Origin of the sequence: Pseudoalteromonas sp. GABNS16E, from assembly GCF_028598715.1 — a bacterium.
In the GTDB taxonomy this organism is placed as follows: Bacteria; Pseudomonadota; Gammaproteobacteria; order Enterobacterales; family Alteromonadaceae; genus Pseudoalteromonas; species Pseudoalteromonas atlantica.
This window is the reverse complement of the sequence record NZ_JAQREZ010000009.1, coordinates 91021-110544: the sequence shown is the minus strand read 5'-3', so window position 1 is coordinate 110544 and position 19524 is coordinate 91021. Positions and strand designations below refer to the sequence as shown.

The window sequence follows — 19524 nt, the reverse complement described above, 5'->3', positions numbered from 1 at the left end:
TGGTTATGGACTTATAATAATGAACGCCCTAACATGGGCATAGGTGGGATAACACCCATACAAAAACTGGAAAAGTTAAACAACGAAAATTCTACAGATAACCTCCATTAAAAATGGGGAGATTACCGAAGAATCTAAACTGAACGAAGTCAGTTGCGATTGTGAAGAAGAGACCGAATATTAAAAGGAATGGAATAAGTGACCAACCCCATGTGAGATCTCCGATTAATCCAAAAAAGGATTCTAGTATTAGCATTAGTATTCCTTGATATATTAATAATTTTATCTACTCATGCTCTCGTTCTAAATAATATGTAGTTTGAATTTTATTATATTTTTTATTGATTTAATTTGTTCTTAAATTCCTCCTCTTTGATTGAGAGTGCTTTTCTGTTTTATTAGCCTAAAATTAAAAAGTGAAGCAACGCTCTCACTAATATTCCTAATAATATCCCTGGTATTGCATATTTAAATAGTCGTACAAAACGATAGCTTAAACCTAAGAATATACCTACACCTGGTAAGTCGAATGTATTAACCAGAAATCCGGCGGAGGTATTTATCTGCGTAGCGGACATATTGCCTTGTTGAATCAAATCAGTCGCGACACCTAAATAAGCAGTCCCTCCACCTAGGTATTTTGCCAGAGTGGGCATAACAAACATGGAAGATATATTGACGGCGTTCAACAGAGGCAATAATGTTTGCTCTAGAGCAGTAACGGCTCCTGCGGCTTTGAGAATGCCGACAATAGTAATTGACAACGTTAGCATTGGAATAGCACCTACAGCTAATCGAATTGCGTCAATGCCAGCATCATTAATCACCTTTATTAAACCACTATGGGACGAACTGTCATTTGACGCTTGGTCTGAAGAATGATTGTCTTTATCTGATAAATTCCGCCCTGAGAAATACCAAGTCAATGAAGATGCACATAATCCACCGATGATAGAAATGACAATTGCTGCTGTCCAGTTGAGGCCTAAAGGGATCATTGGATAGAGAATATTACCTTGCGCCATTGCTAATAGCATCGCCAAGGTTGCGGCTAAGTGTCGGTCTGATACACCTCGACTTTGCATAATAGACAACGTAGCAAGTGGAGCCGCGAAACTGATAAAGTTCATCTGAAGTAAGGCGAAGGTGCTCATTCCCGTTAAGCCAAATGGCTTAAAAATTGGAGTCAGCTTCTTAACAATGATATCCATTATCCCCTTTGTTTCCAGCACTTTCATGATACACAGCATGACTATCATGACAGGGAGAAGCGTATAAAGCGCGATATCAACAGAGAACCGACCTGAAGACAAAATAATTTCAATGAATGACATGCTGATTCCTGAAAGATACCTTTAGCGTTAAAAGTAGAGGTCTTTTAAAGTAGTGTTTATTTAATTGAAAAGATGGCATCTACCTGAAGAATCATGTTAAAAGGCAGTGAATTAGCCCCCATGACAGAGCGGGTGTGATAGCCCCTCTCGCCTAAAACTTCAACTAGTAAGTCAGAGCAACCGTTCACAACTTTGGCATGGTCAACGAAGCTATCGCTGGCATTGACCATACCAAATAATTTAACGACCGAATCAATACGTGATAAATCACCTAATACATCTTTTGCAACGGCCAGTATTTGTAACCCCACATTGCGCCCAGCCAAATAACCTTCCTGTACGGTAAGATCGTTACCCAAAGTTCCTGTTATAAATTGCCCATCTTCACTTCTTGGTCCTTGCCCAGATAAATAAAGCATATTTCCAACTAAACCAGCAGGTTGATATTGACCTGCTGGTTTAGGAGCTGAGGGTAAAATAATATTAAGTGATTCAAGTGTTTTCTCTGGTGATATTGACATACCAATCTTCTCAATCATTAGTGAATGTTATTTGATCAGCTAAGCAACCGTGCGCTGCCTGACACTTTGATCCCAGAACCAATTTGAGGTGAGATCTCAGCGGTTAAGCATGAAGACATACCCATATCTTCCCCTTGATAAATCACGATAGATCCTTGATGTGGCCAAGTGATATCTCTGAGATATCCAGAAAGTGCTGCTGCCGCCGCTCCAGTTGCAGAGTCTTCAAATACTCCTCCTACAGGAAACGGATTTCGTGAGTGGAATACTTGATTCTGCTCAGCGTAAATCAGGTTAAATGTCACCAGCTTTTCTCGAAGAGATAAATGACGACCATCTTCTTGGTTATACTGCATCGCTTGCAATGTTTGTCTGTCTTTTAAGGCAAGGATCAAGTGATCTCCACCGCCATGAGCTATCGCAGGCGGAATTCGTAGATCAAGGTTTGCCTCGCTGAGGCCAAATAAAGCGAGGGCTTCAGCGAGTAATTCCTTACTAATTGGGCGGCTATGAGTAGATGGAGAGATAAATGAAGCCCCCCAGTCCTGCTCAGAGAAGTAGCCTTCAACGCTGATTTGCGCGTGATTGAGTGTTAAGTGAAAGGTTCCAGACCCAAAATCTCGCGCAAGAGCGGAGCCGAGTGCAATGGTTGCATGACCGCAAAAGTCTACCTCTACTTCTGGTGAAAAATATCGAACTCGCCAACCTGTATCGTTAGGAGCTGCAAATACTGTTTCTGAATAACCAATATCTGCTGCCAATGTTTGCATCGTTTTGGTGTCAGGCATCAATTCACATAGAACAACGCCAGCGGGATTTCCCCCTTCTGAACCGTTTGAGAATGCAGCAATACGCTGAATATTCATAATATTTTTCTCCGAAAGTAAGGAATTACAAAGATATGCCAATATATCAACAGGTAAGCGGTTCAAAGGAAGCCACTAAGTCTATTTCAACCAAAGCATCTTCAAGAGCCAGTTGTGAGATAACGGTAGAACGAGTTGGCAAATGGTCACCAAATATGCGGGCAAATGCGGCATCAAATTTCTGAAAATTACTTCGCTCGGTAATCCATACACCGGCTTTTACGACATTTTCTGGCCCCAAATTATATTCAGCCAGGACCTTAAACTGATGAGCAAGAATTAAAGCTGTCTGCTCTTCAACATCACCTTGGATTTTGCCGTTGCTATCGAACGCAAGCTGGCCGGATAAGAACAGAAATGAGCCTGATTTTATTGCTGGGGAAAGGTGTGGCATATTGAGATCTCCTTTGATTATCTGCTGGAGGTGATTGTGTCAACATGCACGGTGGGAGGCAATATCTTAAATTTGCACAATACTCATGCATTATTTGCATGAATCAGACGTAAAAGTAGCACTAACTATTATTTCCATGGTGCCGCCTGAAATAGCTGTGAAATCCATTCACCAAATGCGCCTGTGCGAGCTGATATATAGTGACGCGACGCTCGAACCAGATAAATTCCTCCATCACTATCAAAATGCCATTGCGGCATTAATTGCACTAAGGACCCTGAATGTATGTCTTGAGCAACAAGCCACTCTCCAGCACCAAGTATTCCAATGCCAGCCTTTGCCGCCTCTAGCATGGCGATACTATCGTTAGTGACTAAGGTTCCGTTGGTACGAACCATGGCTAGTTGTTGTCCATCGGACAGGCGCCATATCGGGTAGGAGTGAATACTGGGGTTACCGATACAGTTGTGTTCAAGTAGTTGGTCTGGCTCTAGAGGCGTTCCATGCTGTTGCAAATAATTAGGTGACGCAACGAGAATTCGTTTATGGCTGATCAGCTTACGTGCAACGAGACGACTGTCGGTCAGATGCCCAATTCGAATAGCAGCATCAAAGCCACCTTCAATAAGATCGACATAATTATCGCTATAGCTAATATCTAGCTCTAGATTGGGATACTTCACCATGAATTCCGGAATTTTCGGTGCTAACCACAAACGTCCCATAGTGGCTGGAAAAGCCAGTTTTAGTCTTCCACTTAGATTATTCGCGTTTTCAGTCGCTTCTTCCTGCGCTTCCTCTATAAGGTCAGTCGCTACCCTATATTTATCAGCGAGACGTTTGCCTGTATCTGTTAGTTGAACTTGGCGTGTCGTGCGTTCAACCAAACGAACCCCCAGACGGGTCTCCAATGACGCTATACGTTTAGAAATAATGGTAGGATGTCGTCCAATTGCTTTTCCGGCGGCGGCAAAAGTTCCGTTAGCAGCAATGGCTAGCAGTGCCGCTATTTCATCAATATGTTGGCTGTTTATTTTCATTATAAATAGGGGCCTGCAGTCTAGTAAACACCTGCGAAGTTGTACGGAATCTGCTAGTGTTTTAACAATACACGAGGTAACGTCCTGATTTTTCCCTGTATAGGTTAGCGATTCAGGAATTAAATATGTCGAATAATTCTGGAATAGTATTAATCCATTGAGTTTTAAGGTAACAACGCTTTTTTTAGTTCGTCAATATCCTCTTCAATTGCTGTTTTCAACCCTCGTTTTTCTAGCCATTGCCTACCCCATATACTTAGATCCAAAACAAGCTTATTTAGTTCCCTCCCCTCTTCACTCAGTGAATACTCAACCTTAGGCGGAACGACAGCATAAACCTTGCGTAGAACTAGTCCATCTTCTTCCAGCTCGCGTAGCTGCTTCGTAAGTAATCGTTGATTAATACTAGGCATAAAACGTTGTAGTTCACTAAAGCGGAGGGTTCCATCTTTGAAGAGATGATAAAGGATTACTCCTTTCCATTTTCCTCCCATGATATGAAGAGCTGCTTCCATGGAGCACCCTGGGGCTGAATCGTAGTTACGTAATTTCTTCATGTTCACCTCTAAGTTACCTTTAGGTAAGTATATGTATTTTTTTGCTGTATTTAATAATTTTGTTTATATGTTAGTTTAGTTAGCCTTAATAGCAAGTCACTTTCTGGAGAAATAATGTCAACCTTACTTTTTGAACCAATTACCATCAATGGTATTGAGTTTCGCAACCGTATTGCGATGTCCCCCATGTGCATGCACTCGGCGTCAGATAACGGGCATATTAATGATTTTCATGTAGTCCATTACGGAGCTCGAGCCCTTGGAGGAGCAGATCTCATCATGCTGGAGACAGCCTCAGTATTACCTAATGGACCCATTGGACCTGGTGACATCGGCATATGGGATGATAGTCATATTGAAGGTCTAGCACGGGTGACTAGCGCTATTCATCGCTTCGGTTCCAAAGCGGGTGCACAAATTGGTCATGCTGGGCGTCAACTGGGTATTGACTTACCTTCAATTGCACCTTCTGCGATTCCTTTTACTTCTGATTCTCGCGTGCCACAAGCTATGACTGTCGATCAAATTAAAGAGGTCATTGAAGCATTTCGCCAAGGTGCGCGCCGTGCTCGTGAAGCCGGTTTCGATGTAATTGAAATTCACTGTGCACACGGATATTTATTGAATCAGTTTTTGTCACCATTGGCGAATAAACGTGCGGATGAGTATGGTGGGAATCAGGAAAACCGTTATCGTATTGTGCGCGAAGTTATTGATGTAGTACGCAGCGAGTGGGACGGCCCACTGTTCCTTCGTATCTCTTCTACGGATTATGCTGAAGGCGGTAATCGGCCAGAGGACTTCCTCGTTTACGGTAAGTGGATGAAGGAGCAAGGTATTGATCTTATTGATTGTTCAACTGGCGGTATTGCTATGGTTGACGTAAACACTTATCCGAACTATCAGGTTCCTGCGGCTGAACTTCTTCGTCGAGAGTTGGACATCAAAACAGGTGCTGTTGGGCTTATCGAAACTGGTCGTCAGGCGGAAGAAATTTTACAGAATGGTCGTGCAGATTTTGTTTTTGTAGGCCGAGATATGCTCAAAGACCCTTTCTGGGCTCGCACCGCAGCTGATGATCTAAAAGTGGCTATTTCAGTGCCACCACAATACACTCGTTACGGCTCTGGCTGGCAGCGTTCACAACCAAGATTACCTGCCGCGCCATTAGGTATAACAGTGGAGTGCACGAACACCTGATGTTCAGGGTTCGATATATTCCGGTTTTTTACCTTCAAATTGAAATACAGGATCTATCCTGTTATCCCCCTGATAGGGCATATCAAGGGGATAACCTCGTTGAAAAATCAGATTAATAAATCAGATTGATCTAATATAGCAAATACAGTCAGTTAAGTTGACTTGGATAAACCAGTTGCAATGATTTTTATCTCGATGGCTGCTGAATCTAAGACAATAAGTTCAAATGTCGTTAAACCACAATCAAATCATCAGAATCTAGACAGTTCTTTAAACAATTCGATACCTGTAGTGATTCATCACTTGCTAAACTAGTAAAATACTTGGCAAGGCTTTGTCCAGATATAAATTGCGTTTTCTATGACACATAACATATCGGTCGGAGATATATAGAAATGCGGGCCGGTGCACCATTACCGGCCCGTGTGCTTTCTAACTACTTGCGTCGGCCAAACGGCCAACGTCTCATTTTGTCGATTTTATCGACCGATCTCGTCATGTCCTTGTAAACACGCCCGGCTAACCTGTTTTGGAATACCTCCATTTTGTCAGCAATGGCTTTCATCTTCGGGCCGTGTCCGGTGTTGTACAGCCACTGCCCAAAAAAATAGAAGACCAGCATCACAATGAACATCACTGCGAAGAAACCAATTACCTCCGCAAGGGTAGCGTCCAAAGGTGATGGTTTCTTGCCTGCCATTGATTGAGTAGTTGTAGCGAAAGGAGATAGACCCCGCTTTGGTGACAGCAACATAGAGGCCATCACGGTCATTGACTTTGTAAAGTTTATCTTTGGGTTTGAGATTGCGTAGTTTGGTATCAGTCAGCATGTTTCGACCTATTATTATTGTTTAATACCATGCTGAAACACCCCTAAAAAACCAGAGGTTAATCTTTATAAAACAAATAGATATAAAAATTTAATACCATGCCCCATCAAAAACACTCAGCATGGTATCGGGCGTAATCCATGGCATTAATGATGAATCATACCCATCAAAATACCACGGTCAAACCGTGCTTGGCGTTGCCAGACATTGCCAAAATTGACTAAGCCAAAAACAAAAAAAGTCCGCAATTACGCGGACTTAAGGTTGATTTCGTGCCTGTTAATGCCAGACCTTTCTTAAAGGAGGATTATTCCCACTCAATAGTAGCCGGTGGTTTACCAGAAATATCGTAAACAACACGTGAGATACCGTCAATTTCGTTAATGATACGGTTAGAAACCACACCTAAAAACTCATACGGTAAATGTGACCAACGCGCCGTCATAAAGTCGATAGTTTCAACACAACGTAGTGAAACAACCCAATCATATTTACGTGCATCGCCCATAACCCCTACCGACTTAACAGGTAAGAATACAGTAAACGCTTGGCTTACTTTATGATAAAGCTCAGCTTTGTGTAGCTCTTCAATAAAGATAGCATCAGCACGGCGTAGTAAATCACAGTACTCTTTTTTAATTTCGCCAAGTACACGTACACCTAAACCTGGCCCTGGGAATGGGTGGCGGTAAAGCATGTCGTACGGTAAACCAAGCTCTAAACCAATTTTACGTACTTCGTCTTTAAATAATTCACGTAATGGCTCAACTAAGCCCATTTTCATGTCATCTGGTAAGCCGCCCACGTTGTGGTGAGATTTAATTACGTGTGCTTTACCTGTCGCTGAAGCGGCTGATTCTATTACGTCTGGGTAAATAGTCCCTTGACCTAACCACTTCGCATTTTTAAGCTTTTTAGCTTGCTCATCAAATACATTAATAAACGTATGGCCAATGGCTTTACGTTTTTCTTCTGGATCTGATTTGCCCGCAAGGTCAGCTAAAAATTGCTCCTCAGCGTCTACTTTAACAATGTTTAAGCCAAATTTATTGCCAAACATGTCCATAACTTGCTGACCTTCGTTTAAGCGAAGTAAGCCATTATCAACAAATACACATGTTAGGTTTTCGCCAATTGCACGGTGAATCAGCATTGCTACAACAGATGAATCAACACCTCCTGATAAGCCTAAAATAACTTCATCATCGCCAACGGTTTCTTTAATGCGCTCAATAGCATCATCAATAATTTTGGCAGGTGTCCATAGCTTTTCACATCCACAAATATCAATTGCAAAACGCTCTAATAAACGTTGTCCTTGATGAGTGTGCGTTACTTCTGGGTGAAATTGTACGCCGTAAAAACGTTTTTCTTCGTTAGACATAGCAGCATGCGGACACGTTGGTGTTTTAGCTGTGGTGCTAAAGCTTGCCGGCACTTCCATTACTTTGTCGCCGTGGCTCATCCACACGTCTAAAACGCCGTTGCCGCCATCGGTAATATGATCTTCAATTGCATCGAATAATGCACAGTTACCCACTTTTTCTACTTGTGCATAACCAAACTCTTTTTTATCTGAGCTGTGTACACTGCCGCCAAGTTGAGCTGCCATGGTTTGCATGCCGTAACAAATACCCAGCACTGGCACGCCAGCGTTAAACACGTATTCAGGTGCACGCGGGCTGTTCTCTAGTGTGGTTGACTCAGGGCCACCAGATAAAATAATACCTTGTGGATTAAATTCGCGAATTTGCTCTTCGGTCACATCCCATGCCCACAGCTCACAGTAAACGCCAATTTCGCGGATACGACGCGCGATTAATTGAGTGTATTGCGAACCAAAATCTAAAATTAGAATTCGTGAATCGTGAATATCTTTGCTCATGAAGGATCTCGTAAAGTAGATGCTAGATTCCACTAATTTGCTTAGTGGCTATAAAAGAGGGCTGGTAATTCCAGCCCCGTAATTTAAACGTGTTGTTTAACCTAAGCGGTAGTTAGGCGCTTCTTTGGTAATTTGCACATCGTGAACGTGCGACTCACCCATACCTGCAGATGTAACACGTACAAACTGCGGTTTAGTATTTAGCTCTTCAATGGTGGCACAACCCGTTAATCCCATTGCGCTACGAAGGCCACCCACTTGCTGATGAATAATCGTTGCAATTGGGCCTTTATAAGCGACGCGACCTTCAATACCTTCAGGTACTAATTTGTCAGCTTGGTTAGATTTTTGGAAGTAACGATCCGACGAACCTTCTTTTTGATCCATCGCACCTAATGAGCCCATACCACGGTAAGATTTGTAGTAACGGCCTTGGTAAAGTTCAACTTCGCCTGGCGCTTCTTCTGTACCAGCAAGCATTGAGCCCACCATTACACACGATGCACCCGCAACCAATGCTTTAACAATATCGCCAGAAAAACGAATACCGCCATCAGCAATTACTGGAATGTCACGCCCTTGTAAGCCATCTACCGCATCAGAAATAGCCGTAATTTGTGGCACACCACAACCTGTAACAATACGCGTAGTACAAATAGAACCTGGGCCAATACCTACTTTAACCGCATCCACACCTGCATCAGCAAGGGCAATTGCGCCTTCGGCTGTAGCCACGTTACCGGCAATAATTTGTAAATCTGGGTAAGTTTCACGAGTTTGAGAAACACGGTCAATAACACCTTGCGAGTGGCCGTGTGAAGTATCGATAAGTAAAACATCAACACCCGCCTCTACTAATGCAGCAATTCGCTCATCAGTACCTGCGCCAACACCAACTGCAGCACCTACACGTAAACGACCTAGCTCGTCTTTACATGCATGTGGTTTGTCTTGCGCTTTTTGGTAATCTTTTACGGTGATCATGCCTTTTAGTTTAAACGCATCATCAACCACTAAGATTTTTTCAATGCGGTGTTCGTGCATTAAACCTAAAATTTCTTCGCGCGATGCGCCTTCTTGAACCGTTACCAGTTTGTCTTTTTTAGTCATAACGCTAGAAACAGGCTGTTCAAGCTTCGTTTCAAAACGCATGTCACGACCAGTAACAATACCTAGTAGGTTATTTTCGCTATCAGTAACCGGGAAACCCGAGAACCCTTTTTCTTGCGAAAGAAGCGTCGCATCTGCAATGGTTAAATCGGCAGACACAGTAACAGGGAATGACACAATACCTGCTTCATAGGTTTTAACTTTACGTACGTTTCTCGCTTGTTCTTCAATGGTCATGTTTTTATGGATAAAACCAAGACCACCTTCCTGCGCGAGGGCAATAGCTAAACGAGCTTCTGTAACAGTATCCATAGATGCTGAAATAAGCGGCAAGTTAAGTTTGATACCACGCGTTAAGCGAGTTGAAATATTTGCCGTGTGTGGCAAAACAGTAGAATGACCAGGTACTAAAAGTACGTCATCAAAGGTAAGAGCTTCTTTAGCGATTCTAAGCATTTTGGCAACTTCTCACATGTGGATCTAAGATAAGGAATTGCGGCCAAATTTTAACAGCGTTGTGGGCATTCGTAAATAATATTTCGCAAATATTTATGATAAACTTGCCTTATAACTTGCCTCATAATAGTTTTAGGTTGTTTTTTATGTTTTCGAAGCCTTCGCAAACGGTTTACACCGTATCGCGCCTTAACAGAGAGATTCGTACAGTTCTTGAGCAGGGCTTTGCATCGCTAATTTTAACAGGCGAAATTTCTAACTTTATTACCCCTGCTTCTGGGCACTGGTACTTTTCGTTAAAAGATGAAAAAGCACAAATTAAAGCGGCTATGTGGCGCGGCAATAACCGCTCTCAAAGTTACCGCCCCGAAAACGGCGCACAAGTAACAGTAAGAGCCCGAGTTTCACTTTACGAACCACGCGGTGATTACCAGCTTATTGTTGAGCACATGGAACCTGCCGGTGAAGGCCAGCTTAAGCAAGAGTTTGATGCATTAAAAATGCGCCTAGCCGCAGAGGGCTTGTTTAGTTCAGCCTATAAAAAACCACTGCCGCAAAATATAAACCGTGTAGGTGTAATAACCTCAGCAACGGGCGCTGCTATAAAAGATATATTAACCGTACTTAAACGCCGCGCACCGCAATTAGAAGTCATTATTTACCCAGCCATGGTGCAAGGCAAAGAAGCTCATGTGCACTTAATTAACCAAATACAGTTAGCCAATGCACGCAATGAAGTCGACGTACTTATTGTAGGGCGAGGCGGTGGCTCGTTAGAAGATTTATGGTGCTTTAACCATGAGCAGCTTGCGCGCGCGATTTATCAAAGTGAATTACCCATAGTCAGTGCGGTAGGCCACGAAATAGACACAACCATAAGCGACTACGTTGCCGATGTACGCGCAGCAACGCCTTCAGCAGCCGCTGAGCTTGTCAGCCCCAACACACAAGAGCTACATAGTAAGGTTATTGAGCTCATTAACCGGTTAAATAATGCCTTTAAACACGATATGGCCGATAAGCGTGCTCTAGCAACACAGTTACAGCATCGGCTTAACTTGTGTCATCCGCGCAATCAACTTAATCAAAAAGCGCAGCGATTAGATGAGCTAACTATTGCCTTACAACAAGGCATGCGCAATCGCCTTTACCAACAAGAGCGCACGCTTAATAATTTAACCCCGCGTTTAATGCGTCAATCGCCCGATAAAAAGTTATCACAAGCCAGCCATCAGCTTATGCAGATACAAACTCGGCTTGAGCAAGCAATGCAGCACAAGTTGCAACACGCGCAAAATAGTTTAGCGCTGCAAGCGAGTAGGCTCGACTCGGTAAGTCCACTTAATGTTTTAGCGCGCGGTTACAGCATAACCAAAACCCAACAAGGCAAAGTGGTTAAATCGGTAGATCACATTAAAACGGGTGACGTGCTAATTACAGAGCTGGCCGATGGCGCTATAAAATCAACGGTGTTGTAAAGCTCTTTCAGTTAAAGCTCTGTGGCCATTAGTAAGGTTAGTTCGGTGTCGCTTGACGTTGAGGTTGTTCTTTTAAATTGCAACCAAAACTCTTGCTTCATTAACTTATCGTTTAGCTCTCGCCATTGGGTATGATCAAACGAGTCGTTATCAGTAGGTGCAGCAAGTTCAAATTTACATACGGTGGTTTTACACGCTGCACTAACAATCTCTGGGATAGAGCTTAGATCAGAGGTAAGTAAAAAATCTTGTAAAGCTACTTCTGTTTGATAAGCCCACTCTTCATTACGTATTTGCTCATCAAATTGCGCTTGCAAAACGGCTTGTGCATCAGAGGGGTCACGCAGCTGCTGCGCCGCGTTTTTCATCAAGGCTTTTTGCGCTGCTAATTGCTGTTTAAGCTGCGATACTTGCTCTTCTAAAGGAAGCTCATCTAGCGGTTGTGGATCTGGTTTAGGGGGATTATCTTTTTGCTCTATACGAGCGCTTTGTTCAGGGGCAGCGGGTACAACACGCTTTGCTGTTGCTTCACTGCTTTTAACTGGCTGAACAAAAGGTGCCTGCTGCTTTGTATCAGCATGTTGTAACTTTGCGGGGTTTGCGTCACTTGAAGATAAATTAAAGTAGCTCCACGTTAAACCTACACCCGCAATAAATCCTATCCCTAGTGTTAATAAGCTATTTTTGTTCATTTTAATTCCTTTTAAAATTATTTTTATTTATACAGGCTGCTATTACAGCATGGCGCTGGTGTGTGATTCGTTTTCAGGCTCTGGAGTGGTTAAAAAGTTTTGGTTCATACTTTGCGCCGGACACGGACAATCCGGTCTGCCAATAATTTTAGCCGGTACGCCTACAGCGGTGGTATGTGGTGGTACCGCAGTTAAAACAACTGAACCTGCGCCAATACGTGCGCCCTCGCCTACTTCAATATTACCCAGCACTTTAGCGCCTGCACCAATAAGCACACCGGCTCTAATTTTAGGATGACGGTCGCCCTGCTCGTTACCCGTACCACCGAGCGTTACCGATTGTAGTATTGATACGTTATCTTCAATTACCGCCGTTTCACCAATAACAATACCGGTGGCGTGGTCAAACATTATCCCTTTACCAACTTGACACGCAGGGTGAATATCAACCCCAAACACTTCTGAGGTTCGGCTTTGAATAAAACGAGCAAGCTCTTTACGGTTTTGCTGCCACAAGCAGTTAGCTAAACGATGCGCTTGAATAGCATGAAACCCTTTTAAGTTTAAAATAACCGTAAGGTAGGTTTCGGCTGCCGGGTCTCTGTCTTTAACGGCTTTAATATCTTCGGCCACATAAGTAAGCATACGGTCGCACTTTACAAACGCTTGGTCGAACAACTCACGTATTGTAAAAGCCGATACAACAGCATCTGCCAACTTATTAGCAACAATAAAGCTTAACGCCGAACCTAAACACTCATGGTTTAAAATGCATGAATACACATGACTTGCTAAAAGTGGTTCGCGAGTTACAACTTCATTAGCTTCACTGCGAAGCTGTTGCCAAATTTCATGACGCATAATACTACACTGCCTTAAATTGATATAAAAAGAGCCTTTTCCTAAGTTTAACGGATTTAAAGCCTAAGGTGTTAACGCCTTAGTTATTTGTTCTGGTTATTAGGTATAACTAAGAGTAAAAAAAATTATATGAGTGCTAAATCACTCACACACAAAGCATCTTTTCCTTTATCTTTTGCTTTATAAAGTAAATCGTCTGCTTCTTTGATTAAATACGCACAGGTAAAGTCACTACTGGGTGTAATAGTAGTGAGGCCTACACTCACTGTAAGGGTTTGGCTGGGTAATGAATGTTTATTTTCAATGTTTAACTGTTTTAATTTTTCTAAAATATCGTTCAATACTAACAAGGCCTGATCTGAGTTTGTATTTCCATACACTAATACAAACTCTTCACCACCAAAACGGGCACATAAATCACCTGGGCGTTTAGTAAATTCATTGAGTACTTTTGCCACCCTTTTTAAGCATGTATCGCCTTGTTGGTGGCCGTAAGTATCATTGAGTAATTTAAAATCATCTATATCAATAATAGCCAACGAAAGCGGCATACCTAAACGCTGACAACGATTCCATTCTTGCTCTAAAAAGGTATCAAAAAAGCCTCGGCTAGCAATATCAGTTAAGCCATCAATAGCGGCAAGTTTTTGTACTTGCTCTTCAGCCAGTTTACGCTCGGTAATATTTTGATGGCTAATAGCGTAATACGCTTTATCTGTATGGCTAAACGACACTACTCGCATCATAAACCAACGTTTTTCATCTTCACTATGGCATGGATATTCTAAATAAAAGTCGTCATTAGCCCCCGAAATAACTGATTTAATGTCGTTAAATGCCTTTAAACCAAAGCTATCTCCTTTTTTAGCAGCTTTTTCACACTCTGCTAAGTAATTTTGCTGCTCCCACATATCACAGCAAGCACAGTCGTTTTGCTCACCAAAGTTTTGCCAGCTTCGGTTTATATAAACTATGTCGCCGTTAGAATTAATAACCACTACTTGGTCGGGCGTGGTATCTAGTACCAACTTAAAAAACGCTTTATCGTCAATCACGAGCTTTCCATTTTAGCTTTGTTGTTAATCAGTATAATCAATAACAATTCTTTAACACAATATTGTTACTTTACTTCACGCTAGTTGCATAATTTATTAATGTGAAGTAATACTCCGTATGACAGCTAAATAGTCTATAAAAAATATAAAAATTTTACTTTTACATTAAAAATCAGATACTAAAGCAGCATGACAGGGTTACTGTCATATGCCAAACTAGCTACTGGCATACTACTGACGGCGTAAAAAATAAAAACAAACGCTAAATTAGCATCATCAACTCAACAAGGATAACGATGATGAAAAACGATATATTGAATACAAAAAAGCTTGGTTATAAATTTTACTTTCAAGATGGTGACAATCAAATAGCCTGTTTTGGAAGCTACTTCACTGGTAAAGAAGAAGTATTTGTAAACGATGACCTATTCAGTAAAAAACGAAATATCTACTGTGCAAGCACACACTCTTTTGCTTTTGAGGGCTCACAGTACCAAGTAAAATTTGACATGCTTAATATACTTACAGGACGTCTGGAGTGCACTCTTTATAAAAATAGCAGTGTGATAGCCAAACAAGTTCAAAGTAGTCTTTCAGACGATCCTAAAAAGGCAGCATTTTTTCTTGCTGGCTGTACATTAGGTGGGGCGGTGTTTGGCTATACAACGGCAACTATTGTTGAGCTATTTGTAGGGAAGCTTTAACGTGCAATTAAATCCTACAACAGTTAAATCGCTTAGAAGTAAGTTAGATTGGACGCAGCAACAGCTCGCAGATGCCTGCGATGTAAGTTTGCGGACCATTCAACGGGTAGAAAAAGAAGGCGCCGCTTCTAAAGAAACCACTATGGCGCTTTGCGCGGTACTTGAAGTACGCCAAGGCGAGCTAATTAAACTTGATGAGCCTATAAATAATGACGTTAAAAGTACGCCAACTAAAAGCTTTTTAGCGGGAGTGGTTATTAGCTCCTTAATAAGCTTTGCTCTAGGCGCAGGCTCAGTGCTTTTAGCGACTAACTAATATTACGTTTTAATAGCACTAATTAAATAAAAATGCCCCAGGCTATAAGCACTGGGGCATTTTTTATATGTTAGAAAAAGAGATTAATTACTGAAACACTTTTTCAACAGCCATTACTTCAATGCTGTTAGCTGGAATAGCTAATTTATAATCGGCAATGACTTTATCCTCAGCAACAAGCGCTGCTGGTTTTTCTGTGTTGTAAACCATTGGCGATGTTTGCTCTGACACTAAACGTTTTTTCATGTCTTCGCCGTCACCGGTAATAAACACGTACTGTACGTTATCTGTTTGCAGATTATCTTTAATCACGCGATTAACATCAGCAAGCGTTAGCTTTTCAAGTTTACTTGTCACGTATTTTACAAACGACTCTGTGTTATAAAATTCGCTATCAAGTGCATAACCTAATTGGCGGTTTTGACTTGCGACAAGCTGCGGTACGTAGTTAATTAAAAAGTTACGTGTTGCTTCAAAGTCTTTTTCGGTTAAGCCAGTTTTAATAAGCTTATCCAGCTCAAACAACGCGGTACGTGTTGCAAAGTGTGCATCGTTATTAGAGCGCAGCGGGCGTAACCAAATTTGGAATATTTGCTCAGAGCGCCCTAAGTTTGCATCAGGCTTAGTTTGAAACATGCCACGCGGGAAGTACTCAATGTAGGCGTAATCGCCGTAGTTCATACCACGTGTTTGACGAATTCGCTCATACAGGTATGAGTTAGAACTACGGTGCTCACCAAAGTACGAACGCACCAGCCAAAGGGCTGTCCAATCTTCACTACTACGAATAGTATCAATTGGGAAACCAAACGATACCGCAGTAGATTGCGCCGACTTTTCTACAATCGTGGCATGGTGGCCTTCAAGCTCTGGCGCATCAGGAATACTTAAACGGCTTTGCTCGCCTTTAGGTAAGGTTGCTAAGTCGCTCATGATTTCGGTTTTAAGCGCTTTTGGCACAGCGCCAATTAAACCCAGTGTTAGTTTAGATTGGGTAAGCTCTGTGTTGTAAAATGCTTTTACATCATCAAGCGTTAGTGCTTCTAAATCCGAAATATCACCGTAATTGTAGCTTTCGTATGGGTGATCTTTGTAAAGTGCGCTGTAAAGCACTTCTTTACCTAGCTCTTCATCGTTAGAGGCTTTTAAGCCCGACTTAATACCGTCGATCATTTCTTTTTTAAGGCGTTTAAAGTCATCGTCTCTAAAGCCTGGGTTAAGTAACTGATCGCTTACAAGCGCATACCATGTGGCAGCGTTATCTTTATGAATGCGCCCTTGGAATGACAGCATTTCTTTATCTATTTGATAACCAAAGCTGCCAGCAAGCGGATAAAGCGCTTTTTGTATGTCTTTGTAACTCGTACTTTGCGAGCCACCTTGAGCAAGCATAGCGGCGGTGAGCGCAGCAACCCCTTTTTTACCTTGCGGGTCTGCAGCAGCCCCTGTATTGAATAAAAAGTTTACATCAATCAGCGGCGAGCTATTCGTTTTATCAAGCACTTTAAATACGGGTGCCTCTGGCGCTTTATCACGCTTAGCTACTAATGCGTTTAAGCTTGTTTCTTGTTCAAACCCTGGCGCTTTATCAAGTGCCGACATAGTTACGGTAGTACGCGCGTCATCTACAAAATATTTATTAGCCACAGCTTTAATGTCTTGTGCTGTGATGTTGTCGGCCGATTTATAAAGCTGGTTAATAACCTCTGGGTCGCGCTCAAAATGCATATAACTTGCAAGGGTTGATGCAATCGCTTGTGATGAATCTAAGCCGTTAATAAAGCTGTATTTAAGGTTAGACTTTAAATCACTTAGTTTTTGCTCATCAACAAGTTCGGTACGTGCTTTTGCGTAAGTGCGGTTAATAGCATCGCGTGCTTTTGCTAAATCATCTTCGTTTTCTACTTTTACAAACACATGCAGTAAGCCAGGATCTTTTGTCTCTGGATTGTAGGTAAACATTTGACTCGCTATTTGTTTATCAACAACTAGCTCTTGGTATAAATCGGAGTTATTAGAAAAATAAAGCTGTGAGATTAAATCAAGTGCGGCTCTGTCCTTTTTAGCAGGCTCCCATGCAGCACCTTTGTAAGATACAAGCAACCAATGACCAGGCAAACCTTCGTTTTTCTCATGTACATATTTAGGTGCTTGCTGCGCAGGCTCAGCTTTAATATCGGCAACGTAATCGCCTTTTTCCCAGCCACCCCAATGTTTTTTAACCATAGCCATTGTAGCTTGTGGGTCAACATCGCCCACAATCACTAGCGATACATATTCAGGCTTATAAAACTTATCAAAAAATTCTTTACCATACGCCATTTGATCTGGCATGGCTTCTATATCTTCAAAAAAGCCCATGGTGGTATGTTTATAAGTGTGCGTATCAAACGCTTCTTCGCGTACTGCGCTCAATAACTTACGAATTGGGCTGGCGTTATTTTTTAAATATTCCCCTTTAACCGTTAGCGCTTCGGTTCTAAATTGCTCTTCGGTGTAGGTTAAGTTTTGAAAAATATCGGCTTCAATTTCAAGTACTTTATCAAGGTGCTGCTTTGAAAAGTTTAAATGGTAGTTTGTGTAATCGTTAGTGGTGTAAGCACGGTTATCGACCCCTGCATTTTTAAATATGGCAGTGTATTCGTCTTGCGGAAATTTTTTAGAGCCTTTAAACATCATGTGCTCAAAAAAGTGAGCAAAACCGGTTTTACCTGCTTTTACTTCATTACGCGAGCCAACCGATACCGGAATTTGCAGCGAGACGACATCGGGGTAATCAGTTTTAACAACCATTACGCGTAAGCCGTTATCAAGCTCTTCGATTAAGTACTCTTGCGAAAATACACGTTCGTCAGCTTTTGTTGTTTGCTGTTGTTGTGCCGTTTGGGTGTTTTCGCTTTGCTGTGTTGCGCAGCCTGTTAGTGCCAGCGATACCGCTAAGCTTGTTGCTAGTAATTTAAATTTCATTGTTATCCCTTTTTAAATTGAGCAAATTTGTTATTAGGTTTAATACTAACTCGCTTAGAGTATGCCCCAAAGCCACTAAATATAAGAGTCCATCGGCTATTTATAATGTAAACAACTGTGTCAATTCCCTATTTTAAAAACATTTAAGTATGAAAAAAGCTCAAGTTGATTGAAAAACTTTCACTAAATAAATCTATCTAGACGTCTAAATGGCTGCTATATTAAATTACATACATTGGACTAAGCTGGAATGAGGATTATGGCTTTATCACTACAAGAAAAAATAGAAGACACCAATCAAGGTGTTTATCTTATTGGTACTACTCCACCTAAAATTGGTACTGATAAAGCGCAACTAAAAATCATTGCAGAAAAACTACTTGCTCGCTTACACGAAATTGAATACGACGGCGTGATAATTTACGACATTCAAGATGAAAGTAGCCGTACAGATAAAGCACGCCCATTTCCGTTTAAACAAACTGTAGACCCACGTGAATACAGTCACTTACTACGTAATTTATCTGCTCCAGATGTCATTACTTACAAAAGTGTGGCACAACGTGGTGTAGAGGAGTTTAAAGGCTGGTTGGATGAAACTAAAAACGACTACGATTTAAAAAATGTCGTTTTAGTGGGTAGCCCCTCATCGGTAGGTGATATAAAACTAAGCTTGCCCGATGCCTATAAAACATTGGCAGAGCAAAGTGATGACTTCTTTTTAGGGGGCGTTACCATTGCTGAGCGACATTCAAGTAAGCGAAATGAACACGAGCGCCTTATAGAAAAAACAGCACAAGGTTGTCAGTTTTTTATATCGCAAGCGGTTTACGACGCGCAAGCAACTATAGAGCTAATAACAAGTTACGCGCGTACCTGTAAAGCACAGGGTATTACACCAAAACGGATTATTTTAACGTTTACGCCGTGCGGTGGCGATAAAACCTTAGAGTTTATGCAATGGTTGGGTATCTCAGTGCCAGAGGCCACTAAATGGCGCATGCTTGATGCAGACAATACCTTAAGTGAATCTGTACGTATTTGCCGAGAAAATCTCGACCTAATACTCAAAAGCTGTGCGCACCTAGATGTGCCACTGGGCTTAAATATTGAAAGCTTAACAAACCGTAAAGAAGAAATTGACGCATCAATAAACTTATACCGTTTATTAAAAGCCATCATGGAATTAAACCTAGCCGAAAAACAAATCGCTTAACGCCTTATTCACACCCTTTATAGCAAGCCTAATGGCTTGCTT

General features: G+C 41.8%; 18 protein-coding genes and 1 pseudogene. 5 read left to right on the top strand and 14 right to left on the bottom strand.

The annotated features are described in order from the left end of the window. Window positions 1-398: 398 nt before the first annotated feature. The 6 genes from PSI06_RS06100 to PSI06_RS06075 form a co-directional block, all read right to left on the bottom strand. Window positions 399-1334 carry a nucleoside recognition domain-containing protein gene (locus PSI06_RS06100; RefSeq protein ID WP_004586143.1) on the bottom strand — a complete coding sequence of 312 codons (936 nt, stop codon included), beginning with the start codon at window positions 1332-1334 and terminating at the stop codon, window positions 399-401. 56 nt (window positions 1335-1390) lie between these two features. Next, complete coding sequence (locus tag PSI06_RS06095) at window positions 1391-1873, bottom strand: RidA family protein (protein ID WP_273604996.1); 483 nt, start codon at window positions 1871-1873, stop codon at window positions 1391-1393. Between the two features lie 17 nt (window positions 1874-1890). Further along, entirely contained in the window at window positions 1891-2721 is an 831-nt protein-coding gene (locus PSI06_RS06090; protein ID WP_273603177.1) for a PhzF family phenazine biosynthesis protein, read from the bottom strand. A 46-nt stretch (window positions 2722-2767) separates the two neighbouring features. Then, entirely contained in the window at window positions 2768-3115 is a 348-nt protein-coding gene (locus PSI06_RS06085) for a RidA family protein (RefSeq protein WP_273603176.1), read from the bottom strand. Window positions 3116-3243: 128 nt separating this feature from the next. Next, window positions 3244-4155, bottom strand: a complete 912-nt coding sequence (locus PSI06_RS06080) for a LysR family transcriptional regulator (protein WP_273603175.1) — start codon at window positions 4153-4155, stop codon at window positions 3244-3246. A gap of 164 nt (window positions 4156-4319) precedes the next feature. Next, a complete protein-coding gene (locus tag PSI06_RS06075) occupies window positions 4320-4670 on the bottom strand; it encodes a winged helix-turn-helix transcriptional regulator (RefSeq protein ID WP_443197787.1) in 351 nt (116 codons plus the stop codon). Between the two features lie 156 nt (window positions 4671-4826). Here PSI06_RS06075 and namA point away from each other — a divergent pair, with 156 nt between their 5' ends. Beyond that, entirely contained in the window at window positions 4827-5912 is a 1086-nt protein-coding gene (namA, locus tag PSI06_RS06070) for an NADPH dehydrogenase NamA (RefSeq protein WP_273603174.1), read from the top strand. A 436-nt stretch (window positions 5913-6348) separates the two neighbouring features. Here the strand turns inward: namA and PSI06_RS06065 are convergent, their stop codons facing one another. The 4 genes and pseudogenes from PSI06_RS06065 to guaB all read right to left on the bottom strand — a co-directional run bounded on the left by PSI06_RS06065 (window position 6349) and on the right by guaB (window position 10193). Then, on the bottom strand, window positions 6349-6612 hold the full coding sequence (locus PSI06_RS06065; protein ID WP_273603181.1) for a hypothetical protein: 264 nt from the start codon (window positions 6610-6612) through the stop codon (window positions 6349-6351). Between the two features lie 22 nt (window positions 6613-6634). After that, window positions 6635-6742 (bottom strand): annotated as a pseudogene (locus PSI06_RS06060) (hypothetical protein); the annotation flags it as partial. Window positions 6743-7049: 307 nt separating this feature from the next. After that, on the bottom strand, window positions 7050-8627 hold the full coding sequence (gene guaA, locus PSI06_RS06055) for a glutamine-hydrolyzing GMP synthase (protein WP_024033152.1): 1578 nt from the start codon (window positions 8625-8627) through the stop codon (window positions 7050-7052). A gap of 96 nt (window positions 8628-8723) precedes the next feature. Then, window positions 8724-10193, bottom strand: coding sequence for an IMP dehydrogenase (guaB, locus tag PSI06_RS06050; RefSeq protein WP_004586134.1), 1470 nt, complete (start codon window positions 10191-10193; stop codon window positions 8724-8726). Window positions 10194-10339: 146 nt separating this feature from the next. Here guaB and xseA point away from each other — a divergent pair, with 146 nt between their 5' ends. After that, window positions 10340-11671, top strand: coding sequence for an exodeoxyribonuclease VII large subunit (xseA, locus tag PSI06_RS06045; protein ID WP_064385295.1), 1332 nt, complete (start codon window positions 10340-10342; stop codon window positions 11669-11671). A gap of 11 nt (window positions 11672-11682) precedes the next feature. Here the strand turns inward: xseA and PSI06_RS06040 are convergent, their stop codons facing one another. The 3 genes from PSI06_RS06040 to PSI06_RS06030 form a co-directional block, all read right to left on the bottom strand. Continuing rightward, window positions 11683-12363 carry a hypothetical protein gene (locus tag PSI06_RS06040; protein WP_273603173.1) on the bottom strand — a complete coding sequence of 227 codons (681 nt, stop codon included), beginning with the start codon at window positions 12361-12363 and terminating at the stop codon, window positions 11683-11685. Between the two features lie 42 nt (window positions 12364-12405). After that, entirely contained in the window at window positions 12406-13224 is an 819-nt protein-coding gene (cysE, locus tag PSI06_RS06035; RefSeq protein WP_004586131.1) for a serine O-acetyltransferase, read from the bottom strand. A gap of 125 nt (window positions 13225-13349) precedes the next feature. Further along, window positions 13350-14279 (bottom strand): sensor domain-containing diguanylate cyclase, encoded by a 930-nt coding sequence (locus PSI06_RS06030; RefSeq protein WP_273604995.1) that lies wholly within the window; start codon window positions 14277-14279, stop codon window positions 13350-13352. A 296-nt stretch (window positions 14280-14575) separates the two neighbouring features. On the opposite strand from PSI06_RS06030, the gene PSI06_RS06025 reads away from it, so the two are divergent. Both PSI06_RS06025 and PSI06_RS06020 read left to right on the top strand, forming a co-directional pair. Beyond that, window positions 14576-14983, top strand: a complete 408-nt coding sequence (locus PSI06_RS06025; RefSeq protein WP_054982749.1) for a hypothetical protein — start codon at window positions 14576-14578, stop codon at window positions 14981-14983. A 1-nt stretch (window position 14984) separates the two neighbouring features. Beyond that, window positions 14985-15299, top strand: a complete 315-nt coding sequence (locus PSI06_RS06020; RefSeq protein ID WP_054982750.1) for a helix-turn-helix transcriptional regulator — start codon at window positions 14985-14987, stop codon at window positions 15297-15299. 87 nt (window positions 15300-15386) lie between these two features. Here PSI06_RS06020 and PSI06_RS06015 read toward each other — a convergent pair whose 3' ends face one another. After that, window positions 15387-18266, bottom strand: coding sequence for a M16 family metallopeptidase (locus PSI06_RS06015; RefSeq protein ID WP_273603171.1), 2880 nt, complete (start codon window positions 18264-18266; stop codon window positions 15387-15389). A 259-nt stretch (window positions 18267-18525) separates the two neighbouring features. Here PSI06_RS06015 and PSI06_RS06010 point away from each other — a divergent pair, with 259 nt between their 5' ends. Next, window positions 18526-19482, top strand: a complete 957-nt coding sequence (locus PSI06_RS06010) for a methylenetetrahydrofolate reductase (protein ID WP_024033159.1) — start codon at window positions 18526-18528, stop codon at window positions 19480-19482. Window positions 19483-19524: the final 42 nt, after the last annotated feature.

Bases quoted from the DNA above. Each gene is read 5' to 3' on its own strand.
- PSI06_RS06100 (WP_004586143.1), bottom strand. From the start codon at position 1,334: ATGTCATTCATTGAAATTATTTTGTCTTCAGGTCGGTTCTCTGTTGAT.
- PSI06_RS06095 (WP_273604996.1), bottom strand. From the start codon at position 1,873: ATGATTGAGAAGATTGGTATGTCAATATCACCAGAGAAAACACTTGAA.
- PSI06_RS06090 (WP_273603177.1), bottom strand. From the start codon at position 2,721: ATGAATATTCAGCGTATTGCTGCATTCTCAAACGGTTCAGAAGGGGGA.
- PSI06_RS06085 (WP_273603176.1), bottom strand. From the start codon at position 3,115: ATGCCACACCTTTCCCCAGCAATAAAATCAGGCTCATTTCTGTTCTTA.
- PSI06_RS06080 (WP_273603175.1), bottom strand. From the start codon at position 4,155: ATGAAAATAAACAGCCAACATATTGATGAAATAGCGGCACTGCTAGCC.
- PSI06_RS06075 (WP_443197787.1), bottom strand. From the start codon at position 4,670: ATGGAAGCAGCTCTTCATATCATGGGAGGAAAATGGAAAGGAGTAATC.
- namA (WP_273603174.1), top strand. From the start codon at position 4,827: ATGTCAACCTTACTTTTTGAACCAATTACCATCAATGGTATTGAGTTT.
- PSI06_RS06065 (WP_273603181.1), bottom strand. From the start codon at position 6,612: ATGGCAGGCAAGAAACCATCACCTTTGGACGCTACCCTTGCGGAGGTA.
- guaA (WP_024033152.1), bottom strand. From the start codon at position 8,627: ATGAGCAAAGATATTCACGATTCACGAATTCTAATTTTAGATTTTGGT.
- guaB (WP_004586134.1), bottom strand. From the start codon at position 10,193: ATGCTTAGAATCGCTAAAGAAGCTCTTACCTTTGATGACGTACTTTTA.
- xseA (WP_064385295.1), top strand. From the start codon at position 10,340: ATGTTTTCGAAGCCTTCGCAAACGGTTTACACCGTATCGCGCCTTAAC.
- PSI06_RS06040 (WP_273603173.1), bottom strand. From the start codon at position 12,363: ATGAACAAAAATAGCTTATTAACACTAGGGATAGGATTTATTGCGGGT.
- cysE (WP_004586131.1), bottom strand. From the start codon at position 13,224: ATGCGTCATGAAATTTGGCAACAGCTTCGCAGTGAAGCTAATGAAGTT.
- PSI06_RS06025 (WP_054982749.1), top strand. From the start codon at position 14,576: ATGATGAAAAACGATATATTGAATACAAAAAAGCTTGGTTATAAATTT.
- PSI06_RS06015 (WP_273603171.1), bottom strand. From the start codon at position 18,266: ATGAAATTTAAATTACTAGCAACAAGCTTAGCGGTATCGCTGGCACTA.
- PSI06_RS06010 (WP_024033159.1), top strand. From the start codon at position 18,526: ATGGCTTTATCACTACAAGAAAAAATAGAAGACACCAATCAAGGTGTT.